The sequence below is a fragment of the Gemmatimonadaceae bacterium genome, assembly GCA_035633115.1.
Lineage (GTDB): Bacteria > Gemmatimonadota > Gemmatimonadetes > Gemmatimonadales > Gemmatimonadaceae > UBA4720.
The window spans coordinates 70,112-91,799 of sequence record DASQFN010000031.1 but is presented as its reverse complement, the minus strand read 5'-3'; the positions used below and the strand labels follow the sequence as shown (position 1 = coordinate 91,799).

21 protein-coding genes are annotated in these 21,688 nt (G+C 61.5%); 16 read left to right on the top strand and 5 right to left on the bottom strand.

Annotated elements, in window-relative coordinates; translation table 11 throughout:
- Nucleotides 1-12: 12 nt before the first annotated feature.
- Both VES88_03390 and VES88_03385 read left to right on the top strand, forming a co-directional pair.
- Complete coding sequence (locus VES88_03390; protein ID HYN80520.1) at nucleotides 13-612, top strand: hypothetical protein; 600 nt, start codon at nucleotides 13-15, stop codon at nucleotides 610-612.
- A 319-nt stretch (nucleotides 613-931) separates the two neighbouring features.
- Nucleotides 932-4,336 carry an error-prone DNA polymerase gene (locus VES88_03385; GenBank protein ID HYN80519.1) on the top strand — a complete coding sequence of 1,135 codons (3,405 nt, stop codon included), beginning with the start codon at nucleotides 932-934 and terminating at the stop codon, nucleotides 4,334-4,336.
- 158 nt (nucleotides 4,337-4,494) lie between these two features.
- Here the strand turns inward: VES88_03385 and VES88_03380 are convergent, their stop codons facing one another.
- Both VES88_03380 and VES88_03375 read right to left on the bottom strand, forming a co-directional pair.
- Nucleotides 4,495-5,214: a lytic transglycosylase domain-containing protein gene (locus VES88_03380; GenBank protein HYN80518.1), complete on the bottom strand. Its 720-nt coding sequence runs from the start codon at nucleotides 5,212-5,214 to the stop codon at nucleotides 4,495-4,497.
- 402 nt (nucleotides 5,215-5,616) lie between these two features.
- The gene (locus VES88_03375) at nucleotides 5,617-5,844 is read right to left on the bottom strand and encodes a hypothetical protein (GenBank protein ID HYN80517.1); all 228 of its coding nucleotides are present in this window, start codon (nucleotides 5,842-5,844) and stop codon (nucleotides 5,617-5,619) included.
- Nucleotides 5,845-5,945: 101 nt separating this feature from the next.
- Here VES88_03375 and VES88_03370 point away from each other — a divergent pair, with 101 nt between their 5' ends.
- The 5 genes from VES88_03370 to VES88_03350 all read left to right on the top strand — a co-directional run bounded on the left by VES88_03370 (nucleotide 5,946) and on the right by VES88_03350 (nucleotide 10,362).
- Nucleotides 5,946-6,734 carry a DUF2182 domain-containing protein gene (locus tag VES88_03370; protein ID HYN80516.1) on the top strand — a complete coding sequence of 263 codons (789 nt, stop codon included), beginning with the start codon at nucleotides 5,946-5,948 and terminating at the stop codon, nucleotides 6,732-6,734.
- 76 nt (nucleotides 6,735-6,810) lie between these two features.
- The gene (locus VES88_03365) at nucleotides 6,811-7,872 is read left to right on the top strand and encodes a hypothetical protein (protein HYN80515.1); all 1,062 of its coding nucleotides are present in this window, start codon (nucleotides 6,811-6,813) and stop codon (nucleotides 7,870-7,872) included.
- A 2-nt stretch (nucleotides 7,873-7,874) separates the two neighbouring features.
- Nucleotides 7,875-8,810 carry a HAMP domain-containing sensor histidine kinase gene (locus VES88_03360; GenBank protein HYN80514.1) on the top strand — a complete coding sequence of 312 codons (936 nt, stop codon included), beginning with the start codon at nucleotides 7,875-7,877 and terminating at the stop codon, nucleotides 8,808-8,810.
- 61 nt (nucleotides 8,811-8,871) lie between these two features.
- A complete protein-coding gene (locus VES88_03355; protein ID HYN80513.1) occupies nucleotides 8,872-9,762 on the top strand; it encodes a hypothetical protein in 891 nt (296 codons plus the stop codon).
- A gap of 114 nt (nucleotides 9,763-9,876) precedes the next feature.
- Nucleotides 9,877-10,362 carry a hypothetical protein gene (locus tag VES88_03350; GenBank protein HYN80512.1) on the top strand — a complete coding sequence of 162 codons (486 nt, stop codon included), beginning with the start codon at nucleotides 9,877-9,879 and terminating at the stop codon, nucleotides 10,360-10,362.
- A 21-nt stretch (nucleotides 10,363-10,383) separates the two neighbouring features.
- On the opposite strand, the gene VES88_03345 is transcribed toward VES88_03350, so the two are convergent.
- Both VES88_03345 and sixA read right to left on the bottom strand, forming a co-directional pair.
- Complete coding sequence (locus VES88_03345) at nucleotides 10,384-11,646, bottom strand: family 10 glycosylhydrolase (protein ID HYN80511.1); 1,263 nt, start codon at nucleotides 11,644-11,646, stop codon at nucleotides 10,384-10,386.
- 35 nt (nucleotides 11,647-11,681) lie between these two features.
- Entirely contained in the window at nucleotides 11,682-12,188 is a 507-nt protein-coding gene (gene sixA / locus VES88_03340) for a phosphohistidine phosphatase SixA (GenBank protein ID HYN80510.1), read from the bottom strand.
- Nucleotides 12,189-12,266: 78 nt separating this feature from the next.
- Here sixA and VES88_03335 point away from each other — a divergent pair, with 78 nt between their 5' ends.
- The 8 genes from VES88_03335 (at nucleotide 12,267) to VES88_03300 (ending at nucleotide 19,728) form a co-directional block, all read left to right on the top strand.
- Complete coding sequence (locus tag VES88_03335) at nucleotides 12,267-12,590, top strand: hypothetical protein (GenBank protein HYN80509.1); 324 nt, start codon at nucleotides 12,267-12,269, stop codon at nucleotides 12,588-12,590.
- Nucleotides 12,591-12,600: 10 nt separating this feature from the next.
- Nucleotides 12,601-13,137, top strand: a complete 537-nt coding sequence (locus VES88_03330) for a type 1 glutamine amidotransferase domain-containing protein (GenBank protein ID HYN80508.1) — start codon at nucleotides 12,601-12,603, stop codon at nucleotides 13,135-13,137.
- A 78-nt stretch (nucleotides 13,138-13,215) separates the two neighbouring features.
- Complete coding sequence (locus VES88_03325; GenBank protein HYN80507.1) at nucleotides 13,216-13,713, top strand: DinB family protein; 498 nt, start codon at nucleotides 13,216-13,218, stop codon at nucleotides 13,711-13,713.
- 3 nt (nucleotides 13,714-13,716) lie between these two features.
- Complete coding sequence (locus tag VES88_03320; GenBank protein ID HYN80506.1) at nucleotides 13,717-14,556, top strand: tetratricopeptide repeat protein; 840 nt, start codon at nucleotides 13,717-13,719, stop codon at nucleotides 14,554-14,556.
- On the top strand, nucleotides 14,553-15,047 hold the full coding sequence (locus VES88_03315; protein HYN80505.1) for a DinB family protein: 495 nt from the start codon (nucleotides 14,553-14,555) through the stop codon (nucleotides 15,045-15,047). Before VES88_03320 ends, VES88_03315 begins: the two co-directional genes overlap by 4 nt.
- A gap of 186 nt (nucleotides 15,048-15,233) precedes the next feature.
- A complete protein-coding gene (locus VES88_03310) occupies nucleotides 15,234-17,867 on the top strand; it encodes a BamA/TamA family outer membrane protein (protein HYN80504.1) in 2,634 nt (877 codons plus the stop codon).
- Complete coding sequence (locus VES88_03305; GenBank protein HYN80503.1) at nucleotides 17,867-18,976, top strand: metallophosphoesterase; 1,110 nt, start codon at nucleotides 17,867-17,869, stop codon at nucleotides 18,974-18,976. Before VES88_03310 ends, VES88_03305 begins: the two co-directional genes overlap by 1 nt.
- Nucleotides 18,973-19,728 (top strand): hypothetical protein, encoded by a 756-nt coding sequence (locus VES88_03300; protein HYN80502.1) that lies wholly within the window; start codon nucleotides 18,973-18,975, stop codon nucleotides 19,726-19,728. The genes VES88_03305 and VES88_03300 overlap by 4 nt, the downstream gene beginning before the upstream one ends.
- A gap of 113 nt (nucleotides 19,729-19,841) precedes the next feature.
- On the opposite strand, the gene VES88_03295 is transcribed toward VES88_03300, so the two are convergent.
- Nucleotides 19,842-20,879, bottom strand: coding sequence for an NAD(P)-dependent oxidoreductase (locus VES88_03295; GenBank protein ID HYN80501.1), 1,038 nt, complete (start codon nucleotides 20,877-20,879; stop codon nucleotides 19,842-19,844).
- Nucleotides 20,880-20,961: 82 nt separating this feature from the next.
- On the opposite strand from VES88_03295, the gene VES88_03290 reads away from it, so the two are divergent.
- Nucleotides 20,962-21,519, top strand: a complete 558-nt coding sequence (locus tag VES88_03290; protein ID HYN80500.1) for a rhomboid family intramembrane serine protease — start codon at nucleotides 20,962-20,964, stop codon at nucleotides 21,517-21,519.
- Nucleotides 21,520-21,688: the final 169 nt, after the last annotated feature.

Sequence of the window (21,688 nt, the reverse complement as noted above, 5' to 3'; positions counted from 1 at the left end):
AGGGGGGCTCCGATGATCGCGTTTCGGCCGCGGCAGCGCCTGCGATGGCTTGCCGCTCTGAGTTGGATTATCGGGGCGACTGCCTGCAGCCCCAGTGAATCGACGCCTGCCACCGACACGGCGGCGATGGCTGCGCAGAGTGGCTCTGTGCCGCCAACCGAGGCCGCCACTCCCGGTGGCGTACTCTCTGTCACTGCCGCCGATCTCGACGGTTTCGAGAAGGGTCTCGCTCGCGAGCTGGAGCTCGTCCGTGCGGCCAACGCACGGAACATGAACGCCACGACGCCGGAAGAAGGAGCTGCAGCTCGTGAGGCGATGATGCCGGAGAAGACAATCGCCGAAGCGGCATCGGTCACCGGCCTGTCGCCGGAGCGTTATCGCGAAGTCCGCGAGAAGCTTCACGGGATTCTCCGGACGCTTGATTTCCAGGGGAAGATCGACGGTCCCATGTCGATGGACACGACACGTGCGAGTCCGGAAATGCGGCAGATGCTGGCGAGTGACGCGTACGCAGCTTTGGATCCTGCAGGCGCTGCGGCTCTGAAGGCGCGAATCGACCGGATTGTTCCCGTGTGGGCCGAGTACGTCAACCTCACGGCTGTCGCGGGCTGATCAGTAGTCGATGCTCGGCGTGTCGGGAGGAATGGCGCCGACATGCCCCTCGCCGCTCCCGATTGAATTTTTGCGTGGACGAAGACACGAGATGTGGGGCACCTTGGTGGATCGTGCATGGCGCGGTCGAGAGAACCCTGACGCTGAGCCAACAGCGGAGGATGTCAGTGCGACTCTGGAGTTCGTGCGGTACGCGCTCGCTCGCGCGTGACCGCATCCAGTTTTCCTGGAAGCACTCTTCGATGAGGATACTTTGGCCCATTCGCTCGTCCACTCGGCGGTCCTTGCTTCGGTGTTTGTTCGGTCATACAATAAGGATATGCCCGTCGAGCTCCGAGCCCACACTGCGTTCTCTTTCGGCGACGGCGCCGTCACTCCCGAAGCGATGGTCAAACACGCCGCGGAGCTCGGATATGGCAGCATCGGCATAACCGACACAACCGACCTGGGCGGCATCGTTCGGTTCGCTCTGGAAGCAAAAAGACAGGGAGTCCGCCCGATTGCCGGCGCAGAGCTCAACGTCGAAGGATTTCCCGTTGGTTTGATTGCGCGCACAGCGGAAGGATTTCGCAATATCGCTTCGCTGGTCACCCGTGCCCGCGTGCACTCTGATCTGCGTCAGTGGACGAAGGGGCAGAACGCAAAGCTGCGCGGACGGCCACGTGTGAGCTGGAAGGATGTGGCGGAAAGAAGTGCCGGAGTGCATGTGCTGACCGGTCCGGCTGCCGGCCCGATCGCCGCGTGCATCCAGTCGTGCGACTACTCAGCTGCCGCTCGAACTCTGGACGAGTGGCGTGAAGTCTTCGGTGAGCGACTCGCGGTGGAAGTGAGTCTGCACCACGCCGGCGGATGCGAAGCGGCGCTGGCAGCAGCGTTGATCGAGCTCGCCGGCCGTCATCATGTGCCGTGGGTTGTCGCTCACGATCCGCGCTACATCGACACGAGCAGCCGTCTCGTTCACGACATCCTCACCGCACTTCGCTACGACACTACCATAGAGAGCGCGATGTCGCGCGGGCTCCTCCATCCGAACGGTGAGTGGCGCCTTCTCTCGCCCGAAGAATTGGCTGAGCGATGGAAGGGGAGGGAGGAGGGTCTCGTGGAGAGCGATCGCATCGCAAGCGAGTGCGATTTCAATCTTGCGTGGCTGCGGCCCCCCTTGCCGAAGTTCGCCGTTCCCGAGGGTCACAGCGACATCACTTTCCTCCGCGAGAAAGTGTATGAGGGCGCACACGAGCGATGGGGTGACCTCTCCGACGCACAGACAAAACAAATCGAGCACGAGCTCGGCATCATCGGCCGCCTGGGATTCTCCGGATTCTTTCTCGTGATGTGGGACGCGATCCACTTCGCGCGCAGCAGGAACATTCTCTGCCAGGGGCGCGGCAGCGCCGCCAACTCCGCGGTGGCGTACTGCCTCGCGGTCACCGCGGTCGATCCCGTCGCCAACGGACTTCTCTTCGAGAGATTTCTCTCCGAGATGCGCGTCGACGGGCTCACCGAAGCGCCGGACATCGACGTCGACATCGAGCACGACCGTCGCGAGGAAGTGCTCGACTACATGTACGACCACTACGCTCGCGCACACTCGGCAATTGCGTGCATCGTGCAGACATACCGTGCGCCGAATGCGCTGCGCGATTCGATGCGTGCATTCGGGTATCCCATCGAGCAGGCCAACGACATTTCCAAACGGTTGCACTACGACGATCCGATTGCAGGCGCGGAGAGTGTGCGGCAGACATTAGGTCCGCAATTCGGGCTGAACGTCGAAGATCCCCGCTGCCGGACGATGCTCGCGGCAATGGCTGCGTTCGAGGAATTGCCGCGGCTTCGCGCCACACATGTCGGTGGATTCGTCCTCTCGTCCGAGCCGCTTGGCGACTACATGCCCATCGAGCACACGACTATGGGACGGACGATCATCCAATTCGACAAGGATGATCTCGATGCGGTGGGAGTTCCCAAGTTCGATTTTCTCGGACTTGGCGCGTTGTCGCTCGTTCGTCGCGCGTTCGACATGATCGAGGTGCGCACGGGAAATCGACCGCAGATGTACAAGCTGCCCGTGAACGATCCGAAAACGTACGAACTGATCGCGAGCGGTGAGACGATCGGCACGTTCCAGATCGAGAGCCGCGCGCAGATTGCGTCGATACTGCACACGATGCCGGACAGGATGTACGACCTCGTGGTCCAGGTGGCGCTGATCAGACCCGGTCCTATCCAGGCGAAGTTCGTTCATCCGTACACGAAGCGTCGTCGCGGACTGGAGCCGGTGACGTACGCGCATCCTCTACTCGAGCCGATTCTGAAAAGGACGCAGGGGATTCCGATCTTCCAGGAGCAGGCGATGGCGATCGCGATGGTTCTCGGCGGATACACCGCGGCGGAAGCGGACGAGCTGCGCCGAACGATGGGCCATGTCAGGAAGATCTCGCGACTGCTCGATGTGCTTGGCCGACTGCGCGACCGGATGATCGTGCGCGGAGTCGAGGAGTCAGTTGCGACCGGAATCGTGGAGGATCTCAAGAGCTTCGCGAATTACGGCTTCCCGGAGTCGCATGCGTGGAGCTTTGCGTTGATTGCTTACGCGACCGGGTGGCTCAAGGCGCATTACCGCGAAGAATTCTTTGCGGCGTTATTGAATTCCTGGCCGATGGGGTTCTATCCACCGTCGACGTTGATCCACGATGCGCGCCGACACGGCGTCGTTGTGCGTCCCCCGTGTCTCAGCATTGGCGAATGGGAGTGCACAGTAGAACCCATTGATGAGGAAGCGACCACGAAGGACACGAAGAACACGGAGGTTTTTTTGGGTGTACCGCAACCCAAGCTTCGAGATGAGTTCCCCAGAGAAAACTTCGTGTCCTCTGTGGTTCCCTTCGTGCCCTCCGTGTCCCCTTCCAGAATGGCCCTGCGTATCGGCTGGAGACACGTACGAGGTCTAGGCGAAAAGACCCTCGACGCACTCCGACTCGCGCGCGGCGGCAAAGCAGCTATCGGAGTAGGGTCGAGCATCGGAAAGAGCAGAAGCAGGCGGGCGAGGAAAGCGGAAACCCTCGAGACTCTCACTGCGCTCTCAATTGACGGGAGTGCGAGTATCCCCGATCGTCCATTCACTTCGATAGAGGACGTCGTGCTCCGGGCGAAGCTCAGGCGCAACGACGTGTTGTACCTCGCGCGCGCGGGAGCGTTCGCGGCGTGGGAGCCCGACCGCCGCCGAGCCGGATGGGAAGCGTTACGCGCAGTGGGTGACTCGCTTCCCCTGGCGCCGACCCGGCATGACATGCACGAGCCGAGGAAGCTGAGCGAGACTGAGCTGATCTACGAGGATTATTTCGCGACGGGCATGAGCATCAGCGGACACCCGATGCAGCACATGCGCGAGCGACTGAGAAGATCAGGAGTGGTGGACAGCGAAGGACTGAAGAAGCTACGGGGCGGCGAGAAGATCCTCGTTGCGGGACTGGTAACGATCCGTCAGCGTCCGGCAAGCGCGAACGGCACGATCTTTCTATTGCTCGAGGATGAATGGGGATTCATCAACATCGTGGTGCCGAGCTTCCTGGTGGAGAAGAACAGTGAAGTCGTAAAGTTCGCGACCTTTATAGTCGTGAAGGGTCGATTCGAGAAAGACGGAAACGTGTTGAACGTGATCGGTGAGAAGTTCAAGGAGCTGAACGTCAGGCCGTTGGAGCATACTGCACGGAGCTTCAGATAAGCTCCGCTCGGCGTCCGGTCATCCGACTGGCAGAAAATCAAATGCGTCAAACGACAGGAGTTCGTTGTTGAGCGCGAGGCCGCAGTTCCGGAGACAGCGGATTCGAAATAAAAAAGGACGCCCGAAATGGACGTCCTCTTTTCATCGAGCTGGAGAGTTTACTCGCTCACCCCGACGCTGGTACCGCCGAAACCGTACTTCTGAGGATCCTTCGAGATGCGAGCGGCCGCGATCATCATCGGCACGTAGTCCCGCGTCTCCCTCGGCAGACGGCTCGAGATCAGATAGTAGTCCTGATCCGTTCCTCTTTCCTTCCCGGTTACCTCGCGCATAATGCGCCCAACGCGGTTCTCACCAGTGTTGTACGCCGCCGCGGCGAGATACCACGATCCAAAGCGATCGTGCAGATCCGACAGATACGCCAACGCCGCATCGGTCGCCTTGTCGGGATGATTCCGCTCGTCCACCCGCTTGTTGACCGTCAGCCCATAGCGCTGGCCCGTCTCGCTGATGAACTGCCACAGACCACCAGCTGCCTTCGGAGACTTTGCCTTCGGATTGAATCCCGACTCGATCATCGCGAGGTAGATCAAATCCTGCGGCATGGCGCGCTCTTCGAGCTTGGCCGAGATCATCGGCTGATAGGTCGTTTTCCGCTCGAGCCACACAGCGAAGCGGGGTTTCAGCTTCGGATGAGTGGTGAACAGCTCGACCCACGAGTCGACCCGGGCATTGTCGATATTGGGCAGATCCCACCCGGCGGATGCGGCATCCGACTGGGCGCCGGCCGAGACAACAGCCGGTAGAAGCGCCGCCTGAATCGACTTCGTGTCCGAGCCCACCTGCGGAATGATGTAAACGGCCGCGAGCAGGGTCATGCTAGCGAGACCGATTTTCCGCCTCAGGCTGGAATTGAGAATCCTTTTCAACCGGTTCACAAATCCTCCGTTTGCTGGAATCGGCACTTGGGCGGAATGCACTCGGACTGTCTCCAAGGGAGGCTGAAATCCCGGCATGCCAACAGCTTGGTCCGACAAATGTTTAACAAGCTCTAAATCTAGTCGATTTGGCCCCAAAATGGAAGCCCCACAAGCCGCCAAGCTATCTTGGTAAGTCATTGATTTTTAATGACTTATGGTGACATGTTGCCGACGGCTGGCGCAGGGTCAGTGGCAGCCGTCAAAGTCCGTCTCCAGCCCCTAAAAAAAGGGCTTGGAAACCACCCGAAAACCTCGCAAAAAGGCGGCTTGGAAAGGTCAGCCGAAACCCCTCGAAATGGGCTAGGAGATCACGCGAAAGCCTTCCTTGTCCGCCGCTCCTCCCTGGTTCTTGTCGAGCGTGACGAACTCCAGCGACCCGGGCTGAAATTCCGCGGCCACGATCGCAGCGGCGAGCTGAACGGCGTCCGCCGCCCGAAGCTGATGGACCCGCAGTAATCTGATCACCTGCTCGCGCACGTCATCCGAAGGCCCGACCTCGGTCCAGGATCCGACCGCGTGGCGTGTCACCAATTGCGCTCCCCAAGGTGGCCCGCCGGCCCCGAAGGCGCGTAAACTTCCGGCATCGCTGACTCGACCTGGTGCGATGTGAGCCCCCGCAGAGGAGGGCAGTGCGTAGCGAGTCCATAGTCCCGAGGCCCATCCGCCGCGACCGCGTCGTCATCACCGGCTGCATAGTCCTCATCACAGCACTGGCCTGGGCGTATCTCGTCCATCTCGACAATCAGATGTCGTCTTCCGCGGTCCCGGCGACGATGATGGCGAAGATGAGAATGGCGATAGAAAAACCCTGGGGCGCCTCGGATGTCTTCTTCACCTTCCTGATGTGGGCGGTGATGATGATCGGGATGATGAGCGCAACGGCGGCGCCAGTGCTGCTCCTCTTTTCCAGGATGCACACACGGCAGGGCCAACGAGGGATCCCACTCGCCGTTCCGTTGTTCGGGATGGGCTACCTCACCGTGTGGCTGGTCTTCAGCGCTTCCGCCGCGCTCGCGCAGTGGGCGTTGCATCAGGGCGCGCTATTGTCGCCAGGTATGGCAGCACTGAGTCCGCGTCTCGCCGGTGCAATTCTGATTGCTGCCGGCGTTTATCAGCTCACGCCGACGAAGGGTGCCTGTCTCCGGCAATGCCAGAGCCCTCTGGGTTTTTTGTTGAGCAACTGGCGTGACGGAGCGCGAGGTGCTTTTGAAATGGGGCTCCGGCACGGCGTGTACTGCCTCGGCTGCTGCTGGGCTCTCATGTGCGTCCTGTTCGCCGTCGGGGTGATGAACCTTGCCTGGGTCGCCGCCTTGACTGCCTTCATTCTGGTGGAAAAGTTTGGGCGAACAGGAGTTCAGGTTTCCCGGGTGGGAGGAGTAGCGATGATCGCTTTCGGCGCTCTCATTGTTGCGACCTGAACCGCAGGTCATGCCGGTATTTATATTGGCAGACCGGCAATGAGAAAGGCGACTCACTCCAAAGTGAATGGGAGCGATGATAATCCCGACGGAACCGATCGGCAGCATCCCGCGACCGCCAGAGCTCATCGAGGCAGTCGCAGCTGGAGAAATCGTAGACCCGAACGTCGATCCTCTCTACGAATCGGCCGTTCGCGATACCATCGAGCGATTCGAGGCAACCGGGTCTCCGGTGATTACCGACGGAGAGCAGCGGAAATACGATAATTTCTGGACGTATTCCGTCCATGGATTGGCCAACACGGCTCCGGACGGCTTCAAGATCCCGTTCGCAGCCGGCCATACACGCCGCATGCCGCGGCTGATGCATGGGCCCTTCCGCTACAAGAGGTATGCGGACAGCTACCTGGATGTTGCGGTGCGCTACGCGAATTGCAAGCTCAAGCAGGCGGTCATCTCTCCGTCGGCACTGAGTCTCATGTACCCCGCCGAAGAAATACCAGGCTATACGCGGGAAGAATTCATCGACGATCTGCTGGGCGAGCACGAAACCGAAATCCGTCGCTGTCTGCAAAAGGGCGCGTTCAAGGTCCAGATCGACTTCACCGAAGCACGCCTGGCGATGAAGATCGATCCATCAGGCCAGCTGCTGAACAGCTTTATCGATTTGAACAATCTCGCGCTGTCACGATTCTCCACCGAGGAGCGCAAAGCGATCGGCGTGCACACCTGCCCCGGTGGTGATCGCGATTCAACACACAGCGCGGATGTGGACTATGCCGAATTTCTCCCGAGGCTGTTCGAGCTCAACGTCGGCTATTTCTGCATCGCGCTGGCAGGCGAGCCCGACCGTGAGCGAGTGCTGAAGATCATCCACAACTCCCTCAAGCCGCACCAGCAGGTTTTCGTCGGCGTTGTCTCCACGATAGATCCGCACATCGATACCGCCGAGGAGGTGCGCGACCGCGTGCTCGAGGCTGCCGAATACATTTCAATCGAGCAGCTGGGGACTACTGACGACTGTGGCTTCGCGCCGTTTGCGGACGACACATCGACCAGCCGCGACACCGCTTTTGCCAAGATCGAGGCGCGTGTCCGCGGCACTGCTCTCGCTGCGGAAATCATCAGCGGCAGGTAAATGTGGACGAAGACGAAGAAAGACTGCTCCAATCCGTAGCGCTTCAGAACGCGAACAGCATTTTTCTCGCGCGCCAGAGGGCGGAGCACGAGCTCGTTCGCATCAAGGAGGCGCTGGAGGCAAAAAGTGAAGCGCTCGCTCAATCACTCGCGGCTACGGAAGCGTCGCTAAAGGAGCGTGACCGTGCCCGAGCCGAGGCGGAAGCGGCGCGGCGTGTTGCTCAGGAAGCCAATGAGGCAAAGGGTCGCTTCCTGAGCATGATCAGTCATGAGCTTCGGACTCCGCTCGGCGCCATCGGTGGCTACGCCGCCCTCCTCGTGGAAGAGATCCATGGCCCGCTCGGCGCCGAGCAGCGGAAGTACATCGCGCGCATACAGCACAACCAGCAGCACCTTCTACGATTGGTCAACGAGCTACTCGACCTCGCCAAGATCGAGGCGGGGCACTCGCCGCTGGACCTTGTTTCTGTGCCGGTGCAGGCGGTGCTCGATAGTGTCCATACGATGATCGAGCCGCAGGCCCGGGCGAGCCAGCTCCGACTCGAGGTCCAGAAACAAGATCCGGCGCTTCACTTTTGCGGGGACGCAAAGCGAGTCGAGCAGATCGTGCTGAATCTTCTGTCGAACGCGGTGAAATTCACGCCTGCCGGCGGCACCGTTACCGTCACGGCGACATCGATGCCGGCTGAGGTGCACCTGAACGTGCAGGACACGGGGGTCGGAATTCCTGCCGCGAAGCTGGAGCAGGTCTTCGAGCCGTTTTTTCAGGTGGAATTGCAGCCCATGCGCACCACTCGCGGAACCGGTCTGGGTCTGGCCATCAGTCGCGAGCTCGCGCGCGCCATGCGCGGCGATCTCACCGTCGAGAGCACCCCGGGCCAGGGAAGCACCTTCACGCTCTGTTTGCCGCGAGCCGCAGCCGTGACGCCTGACGCTTAGCAACCGTTCGCTGCGCGACCCGCCGCATTTTGGCACGTTGTAGCGTTGCCGGAGAATGCACATGATTAGACAGATGCATCCAGCTGCCCGATCGGTACGCTACGACTGTCTTGCGGTGATCGCCGCGTGCACGTCGGCCCCCGGTCCGGACCCGTCTACTGTCGCTACGCGGGCACCGGCTGACGCCGTCGTCACGCAGATCGATCACGTGATGATCGCAACCAACGAGCGTGACCGGCTCGAGGCCCTTCTCTCGGATACTCTTGGCCTCCCGCTGGCTTTTCCAGCTCCGGGGACCTCTCGCAACGCCAACACATTCGTCGGCCTCGCGCTGGGCGACGTGATTCTGGAGCTCGTCCCGCGGAGTCGAATGACCCGCACCGAGCTAAACGATTTCGCTTTCCAACCGATCGACCTTGAAACAGCACCAGCTCGTCTCAGCGAGAGGGCCCTGGTTCCGCGGGACTCGTATGTACAGAAAAATGACGCTGGAGAAAAGCGCTGGACGATAATCGGGTTCCGACATCCATTCGAGGGAATCGCGTTCTTCATCATCCAGTATCACGCGCTCGATATGGACGAGCGGCGAGCGCGCCTTGACCGGCTACTTCGAGCGAGCGGAGGCGGGCCTCTAGGGCTTCGACGGGTTCGGGAGTTTCGTCTCTCATATCCCGTCGAACAACTTTCGGCGGCGCGTCATAGTTGGCATCGCCTGCTCAGCTCGCCGGGGTCGAAACCTTCGAACTTTTATCGAGCGTCCGCGGGTCCGGGCATTCGGCTGGTGGAGGGAAGCGGCCCCGAGTCGAGCGCGCTGATTGTAGAGGTCGTTTCGTTATCGAAAGCCGCGGCCGCAGCGCGATCGCTGGGACTGCTCTTATCCGCGTCGCGCGAGAGCGTGGCCCTGGACCCGCAGCGATTCGGCGGACTTCGACTCGTGCTCGTCGCGCGATGAGCGGTTTTCGCTTAGCGGCGCCCTGAGTAATTGGCGGTGCGACCGCCGGAAATTCGGTTACGGACCAGGTAGGCGAATAGTCAGTCAGGCACCTACGAAACGAGGAGGCCTTTCATGGCTAAGATCAACGCGGTTCACGTCGTTGGCAGCGGCATCCTTGCAGGGATGGTCATCAATATCTTCGGCGCCTTCGCCTGGGGAGCCATCCTCGGCGGAGAGTACATGAGTCAGCTCGGAAGGCAATTGCCCGGCAAGACAATTCCTCTCTCGATGGGCTGGGGCCTCCTGATGGGAATTGTTGCAGTCTGGCTGTACGTCTCGCTTCGCGCGCAATACGGTGCCGGCCCCAGAACTGCCGCGCTCGCCGGTGGCGCGACCTGGATACTTGGCTATGCTCTCCCGAGCTATTCGATCTGGGCCTTCGGGTTACTCAGCGGATCGCTCGTCGTCGGAGCGTCGGGCCTCGCTGTGGTGCAGTTACTCCTTGCGACGCTGGCGGGATCGGCGTTCTACGATTTCGCGGGGGATACGGTGGCGGCCGGGCAGAGTGGCGAGAACAGCGGACTTGTCAGTCGTGAGGCGCCCCCTACCAGTTTGTAATGGCTGGTGTGCCGCCGGCGGTTATTGCATTCTGCCGATCAACGCGTCCTGGAATACCGCCTTCATCACGCGCTGCAGATAATCTGCATCGGGATTGAGCTCGCTCTTCCGCACGGCCGAGTTGTAGGAGAACAGCACGACACCTCGAGCTCCGACCTCTCGAGCGGCGCGAATTTTCTCGATCGCTGAATCGGCCGGCTGGCGATAAGCTCCGATGCCCGCCCATATGCGGTCGCGCCCGCCGGCTGCGACACCAACGGTAATCTGATCCCGAAAGATCTGCGTGTTCGGTGAGTATGCCATCAGCGCGGCAACGTCCAGGAAGCCGCGCTGCAGCCAGCTCCTCCAGTCCTGAAAACGATTCTCGTATGCGTCCTTCGCGTTCGCGAACACGTCCGCTGACACGATCACGTTCGGATTCCGCTTCTTGACGCCGTAGTAGATGCGCTCGACGAGCTCGGTGACCTGCGCTCGGCGAAAGTCACCGTACTTCGCGGGAAAGGAATCCACATAAATGAGCGGATCGGCCTCGAGCGCCGCGAAGCGGGTGCGCACGCTGTCATTGAGCTGCGGCAAGAGCCAGAGACGAAAGCGATCGAGGGAAATGCGCGAGTAATCGTAATCGGGCGCGGGATAGCGGACGTAGTCGAAGTTCAGACCATCAACGTCGTAGTGGTCGAGAACGTCCATCCATATCGAGTAGACGTGCTCTTTCGTTTCCGGCGCCGCTGCGGACATGTAGATACCTTCGACGTGATCGCGCGCGCCCTTGGTGTACTCGAGTATCTTCTCCCGGAACAGCGAATCGCCCGGGTCCATCGAGTACAGCTCGCGCGCCAGCTTGTAGGGCACCGCGATCAGATCGGGCCGAAGGTTGTAGATGTGCCGCGCGTCGGTCGGCGGAGTGTCCATGTTGGCGAGAAGATGGGTGTTCAACCACGCGTGGACTGCGATGCCACGGCGATGGGCTTCCCTGATCGTCAACGCGAGCGGATCGAACTTCCGGTCTGGTATTATCGAGGGCGCGCGTGGCTCCCACCGCGCGTTGTAGAACGCATCGCCGCGGCCGCGAACCTGTACGATGAGCGTGTTGAAGCCGTTCGCATGCGCGCGGGCAACCATCGCCTTCACGCTGTCGGGATGGTCGAGCGTATTCCGCACGACCCACAAAGCGCGAACTTCCGCCGGCGTCGCGAGCCGGGGAGTCGGTCCTCCCGGCGCGGGTGGCGCACAGGCGCCGAGAAACAGTGCGCAAACGACGGAGAAGCTTGACGCGGTCTTCATTGAAGTCTCGTTGTCGAGATGAAAGACCCTTTTCGCTATTTCGACATTCGGCGGAGCTGCCGAGGAGTCAGCAGCCAGTTCAAAGTCCCTTTCTCACGCTGTGGCACGGATTCGAACGTCAGCAGACAGGCTCCGCCTTTCTTGAGCCGAATGCGCGGATCACTTCGCCCGGTCAGCAGCCAGGTAACCAGCGAGCTCAGATGCGGGTCGTGCCCGACGATCGCGATCACCTTCTTTTCTCCCAGGCCCGAGCACCACTTTTCGAATTCGTCGAACGAAGTGCCTGGCATCAGTGATCTTTCAACCTCGGGAAGCTCGATCCCATAGGCCTCCGCGATGATGTCGGCGGTCTCCCGGGCGCGCACGAGCGGGCTCGTAGCCAGCAAGTCGAGCTCTTCGACGGCGGCGCGCAATCCCTTCGAGATCGACTTCATCTCGTCTTTGCCTTCGTCAGTCAGAGGCCGGAGGTCGTCCGATTCTCCCGTGCGGGCGAACTCGTCTTTGTCCATCGCAGCGCCGTGACGTACTACGAGCAGCTTCATGTGTTAGTCTCCTCCTGCATATTATATCGATTCCGCACACGCCCTGACTTCGAGCGGGTTGTCGTTAACTGAGGTTACATGCAGATCCTCGTTCAGGTGTTGTGCTCCAAAGGCCAGAGTCTTCGTGAGGCGATCGCGAACGACGCACGGCTTGGCTCATACAACCTTCAGGTCATTCGAGAGAAGCAGCCCGGCCGTGCGCCCGGATGGATGAAGCTGCACAGCTCCGACTCGGCTCGCGGCGCGCTCAACGTTGAGTGGGACGTTCAGTCAGCGGTGCTGAGAGCGCGGGTCATCACGCGCGGGTCGCGCAAGCCGAGTCCGATTGTCGGCGACTTCATCAACTATCTGCTGGCCCGGCATGGCAGCAGAGTGCAGTCGATCACCACTGCTTATCGCTGAGCAAGACTCGATGCGCCTCGCCGGGAAGAAGATCGCGATACTGGTTGCGGAAGGTGTGGAGGACCTGGAGTTCTACGTGCCGCTCATGCGCCTTCAGGAAGAAGGTGCGGAGGTCATCTCCGCAGCTGTCGATGTGAAGCCTGTTCGCGGCAAACACGGCCTCGAGATAGTTCCCGACAGACGCATTGATTCACTTGCAGGCAATGACCTGTTCGGTCTGATCATCCCGGGCGGATGGGCGCCTGACAAGCTGCGCCGCGACGCTGCAGTTACGAGCCTCGTGCGCGAGATGGACGCGGCCGGCAAGACGATAGGGATCATCTGTCATGGCGGCCTGGTCGCCATCTCGGCCGGAATCGTGCGCGGTCGCAGGGCCACGGGCTCGCTGGGAATCAAGGACGATCTCGTCAACGCCGGAGCTACGTGGGTTGATGAGGCGGCGTTTCGGGATGGGAACCAGGTGTGGGGGCGAATCGTCGCCGACATCCCCGACTTTTGTCGGGAATTGATTGGATCACTGATCGATGCTGAAGAGGCAACACCGTGATTCCGTGCAGCGTTGACCCGCGGCAGCGTGCGCGCTATGTTCGCGCCCCCGAATGTGGTAATTGATCAGGGAGAACGAATGACGATTGCTGAGACACTGCTCCCGGAGTTCGATGAGGAGATGGCGTCAACCCGCAGACTCCTGGACCGCGTGCCGACTGAAAAGGGTCAATGGAAGCCGCACCCGAAGTCGTTCTCGCTTGGGCATCTCACCCAGCTGGTATGCTGGATGCCCGGGTGGATCACGAACACCCTGACGGAGACAGAGCTCAACCTCACCGGGGCGTCGCCTTACAGCTACGAAAAAACGGAAGATCTGCTCGCGATGTTCGACCGGAACGTGCGGGAGGCGCGGGCTGCAATCGCGGCAAGCAAGGACACGGACTACGACATCGACTGGTCGCTCAAAGTCGGCGACCGCGTTGTGCTCACTCAGCCGCGGCGCGCAATCGTTCGCAATCACATCAATCATCTGATCCACCACCGTGGCCAGCTCACCGTATATCTGCGACTGATCGACATCCCGTTGCCGTCGATATACGGACCGACTGCCGACGAGCGCCCGGTCGGGTTCTAGACGATGGAACGCTGCACCATCACGCCGAGGCTGATTGCCCTGGTGATCACGGCAACGTCTCTCGCCGGGCCGACGGCAGCGCAGTCGGTGCAGTACCGGTCTCCTGCCGGCGTCGAATACCGCTCGCAGCCCGATACAGGCGCGATTGCTCGCGCGGAGAGCGCACTCGTCGCTCAGCCCCGCAACATCGATCGCATCGTTCAGCTCGGCGTCGCGCAATCGGGTGCGCGACAATTCCGGGAAGCGATCGCCACATTTACGCGCGGTCTCGCAATCACGCCGGACAATCCGCTGCTGCTCCGCTGGCGCGGTCACCGCTATCTCTCGGTACGCGAATTCGATCGGGCGATGAACGATCTCACACGCGGCGCCCGGCTCGACAGCACGATTTACGGCATCTGGTATCACCTGGGGATTGTCCGGTTTGCGTCTGGCGACTTTGCAGGTGCGGCCGATGCATTTACACGAGCTCAGCCTCGAGCCCCCGACGCAAGCGAGCTGGCCGGCGCAACCGATTGGCTGTGGATGACGCTGATGCGGAGCGGGCGCACAGCCGAGGCTCAGGCGATGCTTGCGCGTCGTCCGGACTCCCTTGTCGCGACGAATGCGTACGTCCGGCGGCTCAAGTTGTACCGCGGTGAGATTGGCCCCGAGGAAGTCATGACGGCAGCCGATACGGCTGACGTTCAGGTTGCAACTCTGAGCTACGGCGTCGGGAACTGGTACCTGCTGAGGGGCGACACGATATCGGCGCGGACGTGGTTCGAGCGTGCCGTGCGCTCGGGAGGCTGGCCGGCGTTCGGATTTATTCTGTCCGAGCTCGAGCTGGGGCGACTGAAATGACAACCGAGCTGATCGTCGGCCAATGCAGGCATCTCCTGTCCGTCGCAGACGGGATGGTCGATGACCTGCGCGACGAGCACTCGTATCTCGAGCCCGTGCCGGGAAACAAGACGGCGGGGTGGCTCCTCGGGCATCTGTGCATCAGCGGCGATTTCGCTCGAAGAATGTGTGGGCGCAAGCCGATTGCTCCGGTGGAATGGCGCGCGACGTTCAGGCCGGGGACGAGCCCGGCGACTGATGCTACGCCATATCCGCCGATGGCTGACTTACGCCGGACCTTTCGCGAGATCTACTCCGACCTTTGCGAGGCTGCCGTCGCAGCGGACGACGCTTCGATCTCGGCTCCAAATCCAGTCGAGGCGGCGCGGTCAGCATTCCCCACCGGGCGCGAGTTCGTCCCCTACATCATGACCGGCCATCTCGCCTATCACCTCGGTCAGCTGGGTGATTGGCGGCGCGCGGCGGGACTTGGCCACAAAAGTTACCTCTGACTCGTGACATGAATATTCGGGCCCTCGCCGGCGATGACGAAGCGGCGAACGCTCGGTGGTCGCGGAATTGCGTCGATTCGGCGACTGGCAAACGAATCGAGACGGTCACCGCTTCATCGACCAGGCGATGATCACTGGCGTTCATGCACTGTATCAGCCAAAGCACCCGACAGCAATCGAGGCACGATGAAGATCAGGATTGCTCCCCTAGCCGCCGTGCTTGCCATTCTGGCAATCGGCCAGAACACAGATGCGCAGGCCCCGGCAGCTGATCGAACCGTCACTGTCGTCCCCGGGCCCGAGTACGAAGCCGGCTCTCTGAAGCGAACGCTTCTGGGCGACGGATGGCGTGAGGTATGGGTCACCGCGGTGAGCGTGCCAGTGCTCGACCTGAGCAGCTACGCCGGTGGTCTCAAGTTCGTGCGCAGGGCGGGCGGCAACCAGACGCTCACGCTTCACTTTGCCGAGGAGAAGGGATGGCGCGAGCACCTGTTTCGATCGGTGAACAAGTTCCCCGTAGCGCAGGCAATGCCACCTGAGATTCGCGGGACGCTGCTCGGCGACATCATCCAGGATCACGTTAGCACGCTGTTTCCGGGAGGCGCGCTGATGGTGCCACCATTTCTCGAAGCGATAGGCGCGCTTCACGTTAAACCGGCGCTCTACGTCATGCCCGACGATCCGCGGCTGGGCGTATACAAGGACAGCGTCGCCGGTATGCTCGGAACACTGGAGCTGAGTCCCCAGGAAGCGCCGAACGACTCGGCGGGCTTCGCAGGATCGCGCAAAATCGTAAGCGGCGACATGTTCCTCGAGACCGTCGAGGCCGCTCGGATGCATCGTCTCGATGAGCGAGAGTTTCTCGCGGTGCGACTGATCGACTTTCTGGTGAACGACAACGACCGCACCGCCGACAACATTCGTTTCGCGCGATACGGTAAGGACAGCGCCTACAGCTGGCGGCCGCTTCCGCGGGATCGCGACCGCGCTTTCGTGAACGCGCGCGGTCTGCTGATCAATTTCCTCGTCCGGCCGGTCTACCCCAAGCTGACGGAGTTTGGCCCCAGGTACGACTTCGCTGCACTCACGTTCGAGAGCCACAATCTCGACCGGCGCCTTCTCCAGAGGCTGACGCGAAGCGACATGGAGGAAGTCGCGCGGCGAGTTCAACGGACGATCGACAATCGAGTGATCGACAATGCGATCGCCGCTCTCCCGCCGGCCTGGCGCAGTCGCACCGGCGCGGACGAGGAGTTGGGAGCGGCGCTTCGAACGCGGCGCGATCACCTTCTCGACATCACGCGCGAGTTCTACCGATGGCTTTCGGGCGAGGTGGACCTTCACGGCACCGATGAGAAGGAGCAGGCAGCGGTGACGCGCCATACAGACGGCCGCGTGACCGTGATACTGAAAGGCGTCGGAGATTCCGCTCACGTAGCACCGTTTTTCAGTCGGACTTTCCTGCCGAGCGAAACGAGAGAGGTGCGGCTGTTCCTCCACGGAGGAGCTGATTCGGCCGCCGTCAGAGGCGCGTCGAGCGATGACATCATTGTCCGCGTTATCGGCGGTGGGGGTGACGACATACTTGCGGATTCCGCCGGCGGCGATGGCACGCGCTTCTATGATTCGCAGGGGGAGAATGATTTCGTCACGAGGAGCGGAACTCGCGTCAACGTGCAGGACTGGATCCCTCCAAAGCAGGGGGCGGGCGTAAGATTCGACGCGCCGTGGCGGCCCGATTGGGGACGCAGCCTTGGGTGGGGACCGACGTTCGACTGGGTCGACGGCGCCGGACTCATCGTTGGAGTCGGTCCGCGCTACAAGTCATACGGCTTTCGCCGCCTGCCACATCACTGGAAGGTCGACGCGAACCTCTTGGTGGCGCCGAGTAACGGGCGGCTCGGCGTCAATCTCGATGTCGATCATCGCAAGGAGAATTCAGCGCTCGCGCTGACGCTGGCGGCGCGCGCGACCCGGTTCGAAGCCTTTCGCTTCTATGGATTCGGCAACGACACAGAACGTCCACCTCGAGACCTGGAGCTTTCGGAACAGGACCACATCGCGGTGGAGCCGGCGCTCGTCTGGCACATCGGCTGGCGTACGCGCGAAGGGCTCCCGGGGCCGTTCGCAAAAGCGGAAAACGTTCTGCCCGGCCTCCCGCCAGTCATCGGGAAATTGACGTTCGGCCCTGTGTTTTACTGGACCGATGCGGACCCGGAACCGGGTTCGCCGTTCGATGTCGAGGCAGGTCGAGGGCGAACAGCCGAGGGACGTATGGGCGTTCGCGTGGGACTCGAGATGGATCAGGCCGCTCGCGGCCCATCCACTGAGCGCGGGTGGTCGCTCGAGGCCAACCTCGCCGGATATCCGCCGCTCTGGGATGTCGAAGAGACATTCAATACGGCAAGCGCCGTCGGGACTCTGTACCTCCCTTTACCCGGTGACGCGGCTCATCTCGCATTCCGTGCGGGCAGCGCGTTTGCATCGGGGAACTTCCCGGTGCAGCACGCACCCGCAATCGGCGGACGCGAAACGCTCCGTGGCTACCATTTCCAGCGGTACGCGGGCGAGACTTCCGCTTTTGGCTCGGCCGAGGTGCGGATTCCGGTCGGGACGCTGCCGTTCCTCGTGCGCTGGCGACTTGGTGTCTTCGGTCTCGCCGACGCCGGTCGAGTCTGGTTCGAGCGGCGCAGCCCCGGCGGATGGCACACCGGCGTGGGCGGCGGCATCTGGCTTTCGTCACTCGGTCAGACCGTGAGCCTCGCCTATGCGTACGGGGAGCAAGGACGTTTTTACCTGCAGAGAGGAATGTCTTTCTGATGGATTCTTTACGCGGTAAGAATCGGATCGCGCAGCGTTCGCTGGCCGGCGCGTTGTGTGTGATGACCTCGGCAGCCGTCACGGCGTGCACACCACACCTTCGGATCGAGGAGGTGCCGCCGGCGCAAATCGAAACAACACTGTTTCTCATCGGCGATGCGGGCGAGCCGAATCCACGACAAGGCGAGGCTGCGCTGGACTCGCTCACAGTGCATGCGTCGGCTGCGCCAAATCGCTCGATCATCGTATTCCTCGGCGACAACGTTTATCCGGACGGCATTCCGGAGGAGGGAAGGGCTGAGTGGGCGGACGCCCGTCGTCGCCTCGAGGTGCAGGTGAACGCCGTACCGATGGGTGCGCGAGCGATCTTCGTTCCCGGCAACCACGATTGGGCCGGCACGGGACCGTTCGGACTCTATTCCGTCCGGCTTCAGGAGCAGATGCTCAAGTCTCTCGCCGGAGGACGTGACGTGAGGATGATGCCGGGCAACGGTTGCCCTGGGCCTGCGGTGCTGGACGCAGGACGCCTGCGCCTCATTGCAATGGACACCCAGTGGTGGCTGCACAACTACATCGTTCGCGACGCGCAGTCCACCAATTGTATTTCGGGCACGGGGAATGTTACTGCGGCTCTCCGTGAGCAAGTGAAAAGCACTCCGCCTGGCCGCGTGACGATCGTAGCTGGGCACCACCCGCTCATGACCGGCGGAGAGCACGGCGGCTACTGCGGTGTGACAGGGCCGTTCCGGCGTCTAGGAGGAAGCAGTCAGGACATCATGTCAGGGGCGAACCGTACGATGCGTGATTCTCTGGAGAGCGCATTCAAGGCTCAGCCACCTCTCGCATATGCCGCGGGACACGAGCACAACCTGCAGGTAATCAAAGGTGGAACGAACGTCGTCCGGTACATATTGGTGAGCGGCGCGGGCGCCGAGTCAAAAGCCTCGTGCGCCGTGCGACTGCGCGAGAGCTACTACGTCAGCCAGCATCGAAGCGGCTTCATGCGCATCGATATTCTCAAGGGGAAGGGCGTGCTGTTGCGCGCTTATCACTTCCCGAGCAGGCGCAAACACGGCCTCTCGTTCACGCGCTGGCTGGAGGACGCGTGAGCAAGCGCCTATTCACGGCGACGTGCGCGCTGATCGTGCTGATTGCGCCCACACGAGCTCACACGCAGGCGTCCGATGACGTTCTTCAGATTCTCCGACTCGAGTCGACACCGATCGGTGCCCTTCCGCCAATCGCCTTGCCCATGCCGGCGAGTCGCAACCACGATTACTGGGGAGTGAGGCTTCAGGCGGGCCAACGTGTGGGTCGTGGTGCGGCTGATCTTCGAACAGTCGCGGCGGGAATCGACTTCCAGTATCGCGGCGGGTCCATTGTGGGAGTCACAGGCGGCTATCAGAAGAGAGACTGTGACCTGGCCGGTCCGGATTGCGGCGCGCACGCTCTCTTTGGCTTACGCACCCGCATCAACCTCGTGACCGGCGGCCCCACCATCGGTGCGCTGTTCGGTGACAAGAACGCAACGAGCACGCTCGGCGGCGAGATGGGGTTCGGCTATGCGCCAAACATTCTTCCGGACATGAACGCCTGTACGATCGATCTGGGGATGCCGCTGTCTGTCTCGATGCTGCAGCGGGTTCGGGTCGTGTCGTACCTCACTCCGGGCTACGCATGGGATTTCAGCTGTGGATCGGACGGCCCGCCGGCGCATGGCAGCTGGCTTACGGGATTCGGCATCGGAATCCAGCAGTTCGGCAACCGTTCCACCGACATTTTCGTCGGAGTGCAGAAGATTTTCCGTGGAGATACCGGCTATCAGTTCGGAATCGCCGTCACCTACGTCCGGCTGCCTTAATGCCGAATTGTCGTGGTTCGTGGGTCAGCCTCGGCGGAGACAAAGGCGTCGCCATTGCGAAGACCGCGCTGCCGCGAATACCATGACGCGCCGGGCCGACGGAGTCGTGGATCTCAGGCGAGTTTTTTGATCCAGCCGAGAATCCCCTGCTTCCACGCAACGCGGTGCGTCACGCCCGTTTCGAGGGTATCCCCGTAATGGCGGCAGTACCATTCATAAGAGCGAATCAGCGCCGCCTGGTTGCTGTACTGAGGTGACCAGCCCAGCGTTTCTCTTATTTTTGCGGAGCTGACATAAGAGTCTTTATCCGCCGTGTCATAGATCCACTGGTACAGCGGCGAGATTCCGAGTTTTTCGAAGAGACGCAGCGCGGGCTTCGCAAGGGCCGCCGGCACGAGCATGACCCTGGCATTCGTTTTTGCATGAACGCAGAGGGCGGTAACGTCTTCGCGTACGGTGGAGAAGTCCTCTGCTCCGACGTTGAATGTATCGTTCGACTTTTCCGAGTCATCCCGCAGCAAGAGCAGTATCGCCTGCACCAGGTCTTCGACTTCGAGCAGCTGGTACCGGTTTTCCCCCGTGCCGATAATGGGGATACGCTTGCCGCTCCGGACCCAGTCGTACAGGATCTGGAAAACTCCCATACGCCCCGTTCCGATGAATGTCTTGGGTCGCAAGACGGGGACGCTGATCCTGCCGCCGTCCCGGTACTCGAGGCAGATTTTTTCCGCTTGAATCTTGCTGGCGCCGTAAGGCCCGACTCCTACGAGCCGCGCGCTTTCATCGATCGGATGCGTTTCAGGAATCCCGTAAACGGCCGTTGACGAGATAACGACACACTTGCGAGTCCCTGCTCCCACCGCTGCATCGAGCGTGTTTCTGAGACCGAGGACGTTGATGTCGAAAATTTCCTTCGCTTTCCAGAGCGGGAGGGCGGCCGCGGCATGCACCGCGAGGCTGCACCCCTCGAAAACGGAACTCATCGCCCTGGAGTCACGTACGTCTGCCTGGACGTATCGGACATTCGGGCGGGACGGGGGCTCCGGCAATGGGGCAATATCGATGAGGACGATCTCGTCAAAGGAGCCGCCCAAAAGCTCGGCCAGATGGTACCCCAGAAAGCCCGCGCCGCCCGTAATGCAAAGTTTCATCGATCTACCAGTCAAATTATCAGGCTGCTTGTTGGCGAGTCACGGAAGTGTGAAACGACGAGTACGACGGGAGCGCTGAAAAATGCAGGCAAAGATACTGGGCGGGACACTGGCAACGTTGTGGATGGTCTTTTTCGTGACCGCGTTGTCTGGAGGGGCGCTGTTCTCGCTGGGCGTGATACCGCGAACGACGATCGGTTTGCGCGGAATTCTGTTTGCGCCCTTTCTTCACGCGAGCCTCGCCCACATCATTGCCAACAGCATCCCGTTTGTCGTGCTCGGCTGGCTGGTGATGCTGCGTGACGCGAGACACTTTGTGCCGGTCACGATCCTCGCGATGATCAGCTCGGGACTGATGGCGTGGCTGATCGGCGCGCCCGGTTCGGTACACATCGGCGCCAGCGGAGTGATCTTCGGCTACCTCGGATTTCTGATTCTGAGCGGTTGGTTTGCGCGGAGCTTCGCCAGCATTCTGCTTAGCGTGCTCGTCATCGCCCTCTGGGGCGGCATGGTGCTCGGTGTGATGCCCGGCCAGGCCGGCATCAGCTGGCAGGCGCACCTCGGCGGATTTCTCGGTGGCGCCTTCGCCGCCGGAGTGTTCAAAACGCCGCGAACGGGCAATCGGCTGGCCTTCTCCTAGAGACGCCGGGGTCGTTCGCCGGCGCGCTGCGGTACAAAGTTCGCGGGCGGACAGGTAAGTAATTCCGGAGAACCAGGCATGGCAACGAATCAGTACGATGCGATCGTCGTGGGCGCCCGATGCGCGGGCTCGCCAACCGCAATGCTCCTCGCCCGGAAACGTTACAAAG

Coding starts and splice junctions, on each gene's coding strand:
- VES88_03390 (HYN80520.1), top strand. CDS start 13: ATGATCGCGTTTCGGCCGCGGCAGCGCCTGCGATGGCTTGCCGCTCTG.
- VES88_03385 (HYN80519.1), top strand. CDS start 932: ATGCCCGTCGAGCTCCGAGCCCACACTGCGTTCTCTTTCGGCGACGGC.
- VES88_03380 (HYN80518.1), bottom strand. CDS start 5,214: ATGACCCTGCTCGCGGCCGTTTACATCATTCCGCAGGTGGGCTCGGAC.
- VES88_03365 (HYN80515.1), top strand. CDS start 6,811: ATGATAATCCCGACGGAACCGATCGGCAGCATCCCGCGACCGCCAGAG.
- VES88_03355 (HYN80513.1), top strand. CDS start 8,872: ATGATTAGACAGATGCATCCAGCTGCCCGATCGGTACGCTACGACTGT.
- VES88_03350 (HYN80512.1), top strand. CDS start 9,877: ATGGCTAAGATCAACGCGGTTCACGTCGTTGGCAGCGGCATCCTTGCA.
- VES88_03345 (HYN80511.1), bottom strand. CDS start 11,646: ATGAAGACCGCGTCAAGCTTCTCCGTCGTTTGCGCACTGTTTCTCGGC.
- sixA (HYN80510.1), bottom strand. CDS start 12,188: ATGAAGCTGCTCGTAGTACGTCACGGCGCTGCGATGGACAAAGACGAG.
- VES88_03335 (HYN80509.1), top strand. CDS start 12,267: ATGCAGATCCTCGTTCAGGTGTTGTGCTCCAAAGGCCAGAGTCTTCGT.
- VES88_03330 (HYN80508.1), top strand. CDS start 12,601: ATGCGCCTCGCCGGGAAGAAGATCGCGATACTGGTTGCGGAAGGTGTG.
- VES88_03325 (HYN80507.1), top strand. CDS start 13,216: ATGACGATTGCTGAGACACTGCTCCCGGAGTTCGATGAGGAGATGGCG.
- VES88_03320 (HYN80506.1), top strand. CDS start 13,717: ATGGAACGCTGCACCATCACGCCGAGGCTGATTGCCCTGGTGATCACG.
- VES88_03315 (HYN80505.1), top strand. CDS start 14,553: ATGACAACCGAGCTGATCGTCGGCCAATGCAGGCATCTCCTGTCCGTC.
- VES88_03310 (HYN80504.1), top strand. CDS start 15,234: ATGAAGATCAGGATTGCTCCCCTAGCCGCCGTGCTTGCCATTCTGGCA.
- VES88_03305 (HYN80503.1), top strand. CDS start 17,867: ATGGATTCTTTACGCGGTAAGAATCGGATCGCGCAGCGTTCGCTGGCC.
- VES88_03295 (HYN80501.1), bottom strand. CDS start 20,879: ATGAAACTTTGCATTACGGGCGGCGCGGGCTTTCTGGGGTACCATCTG.
- VES88_03290 (HYN80500.1), top strand. CDS start 20,962: ATGCAGGCAAAGATACTGGGCGGGACACTGGCAACGTTGTGGATGGTC.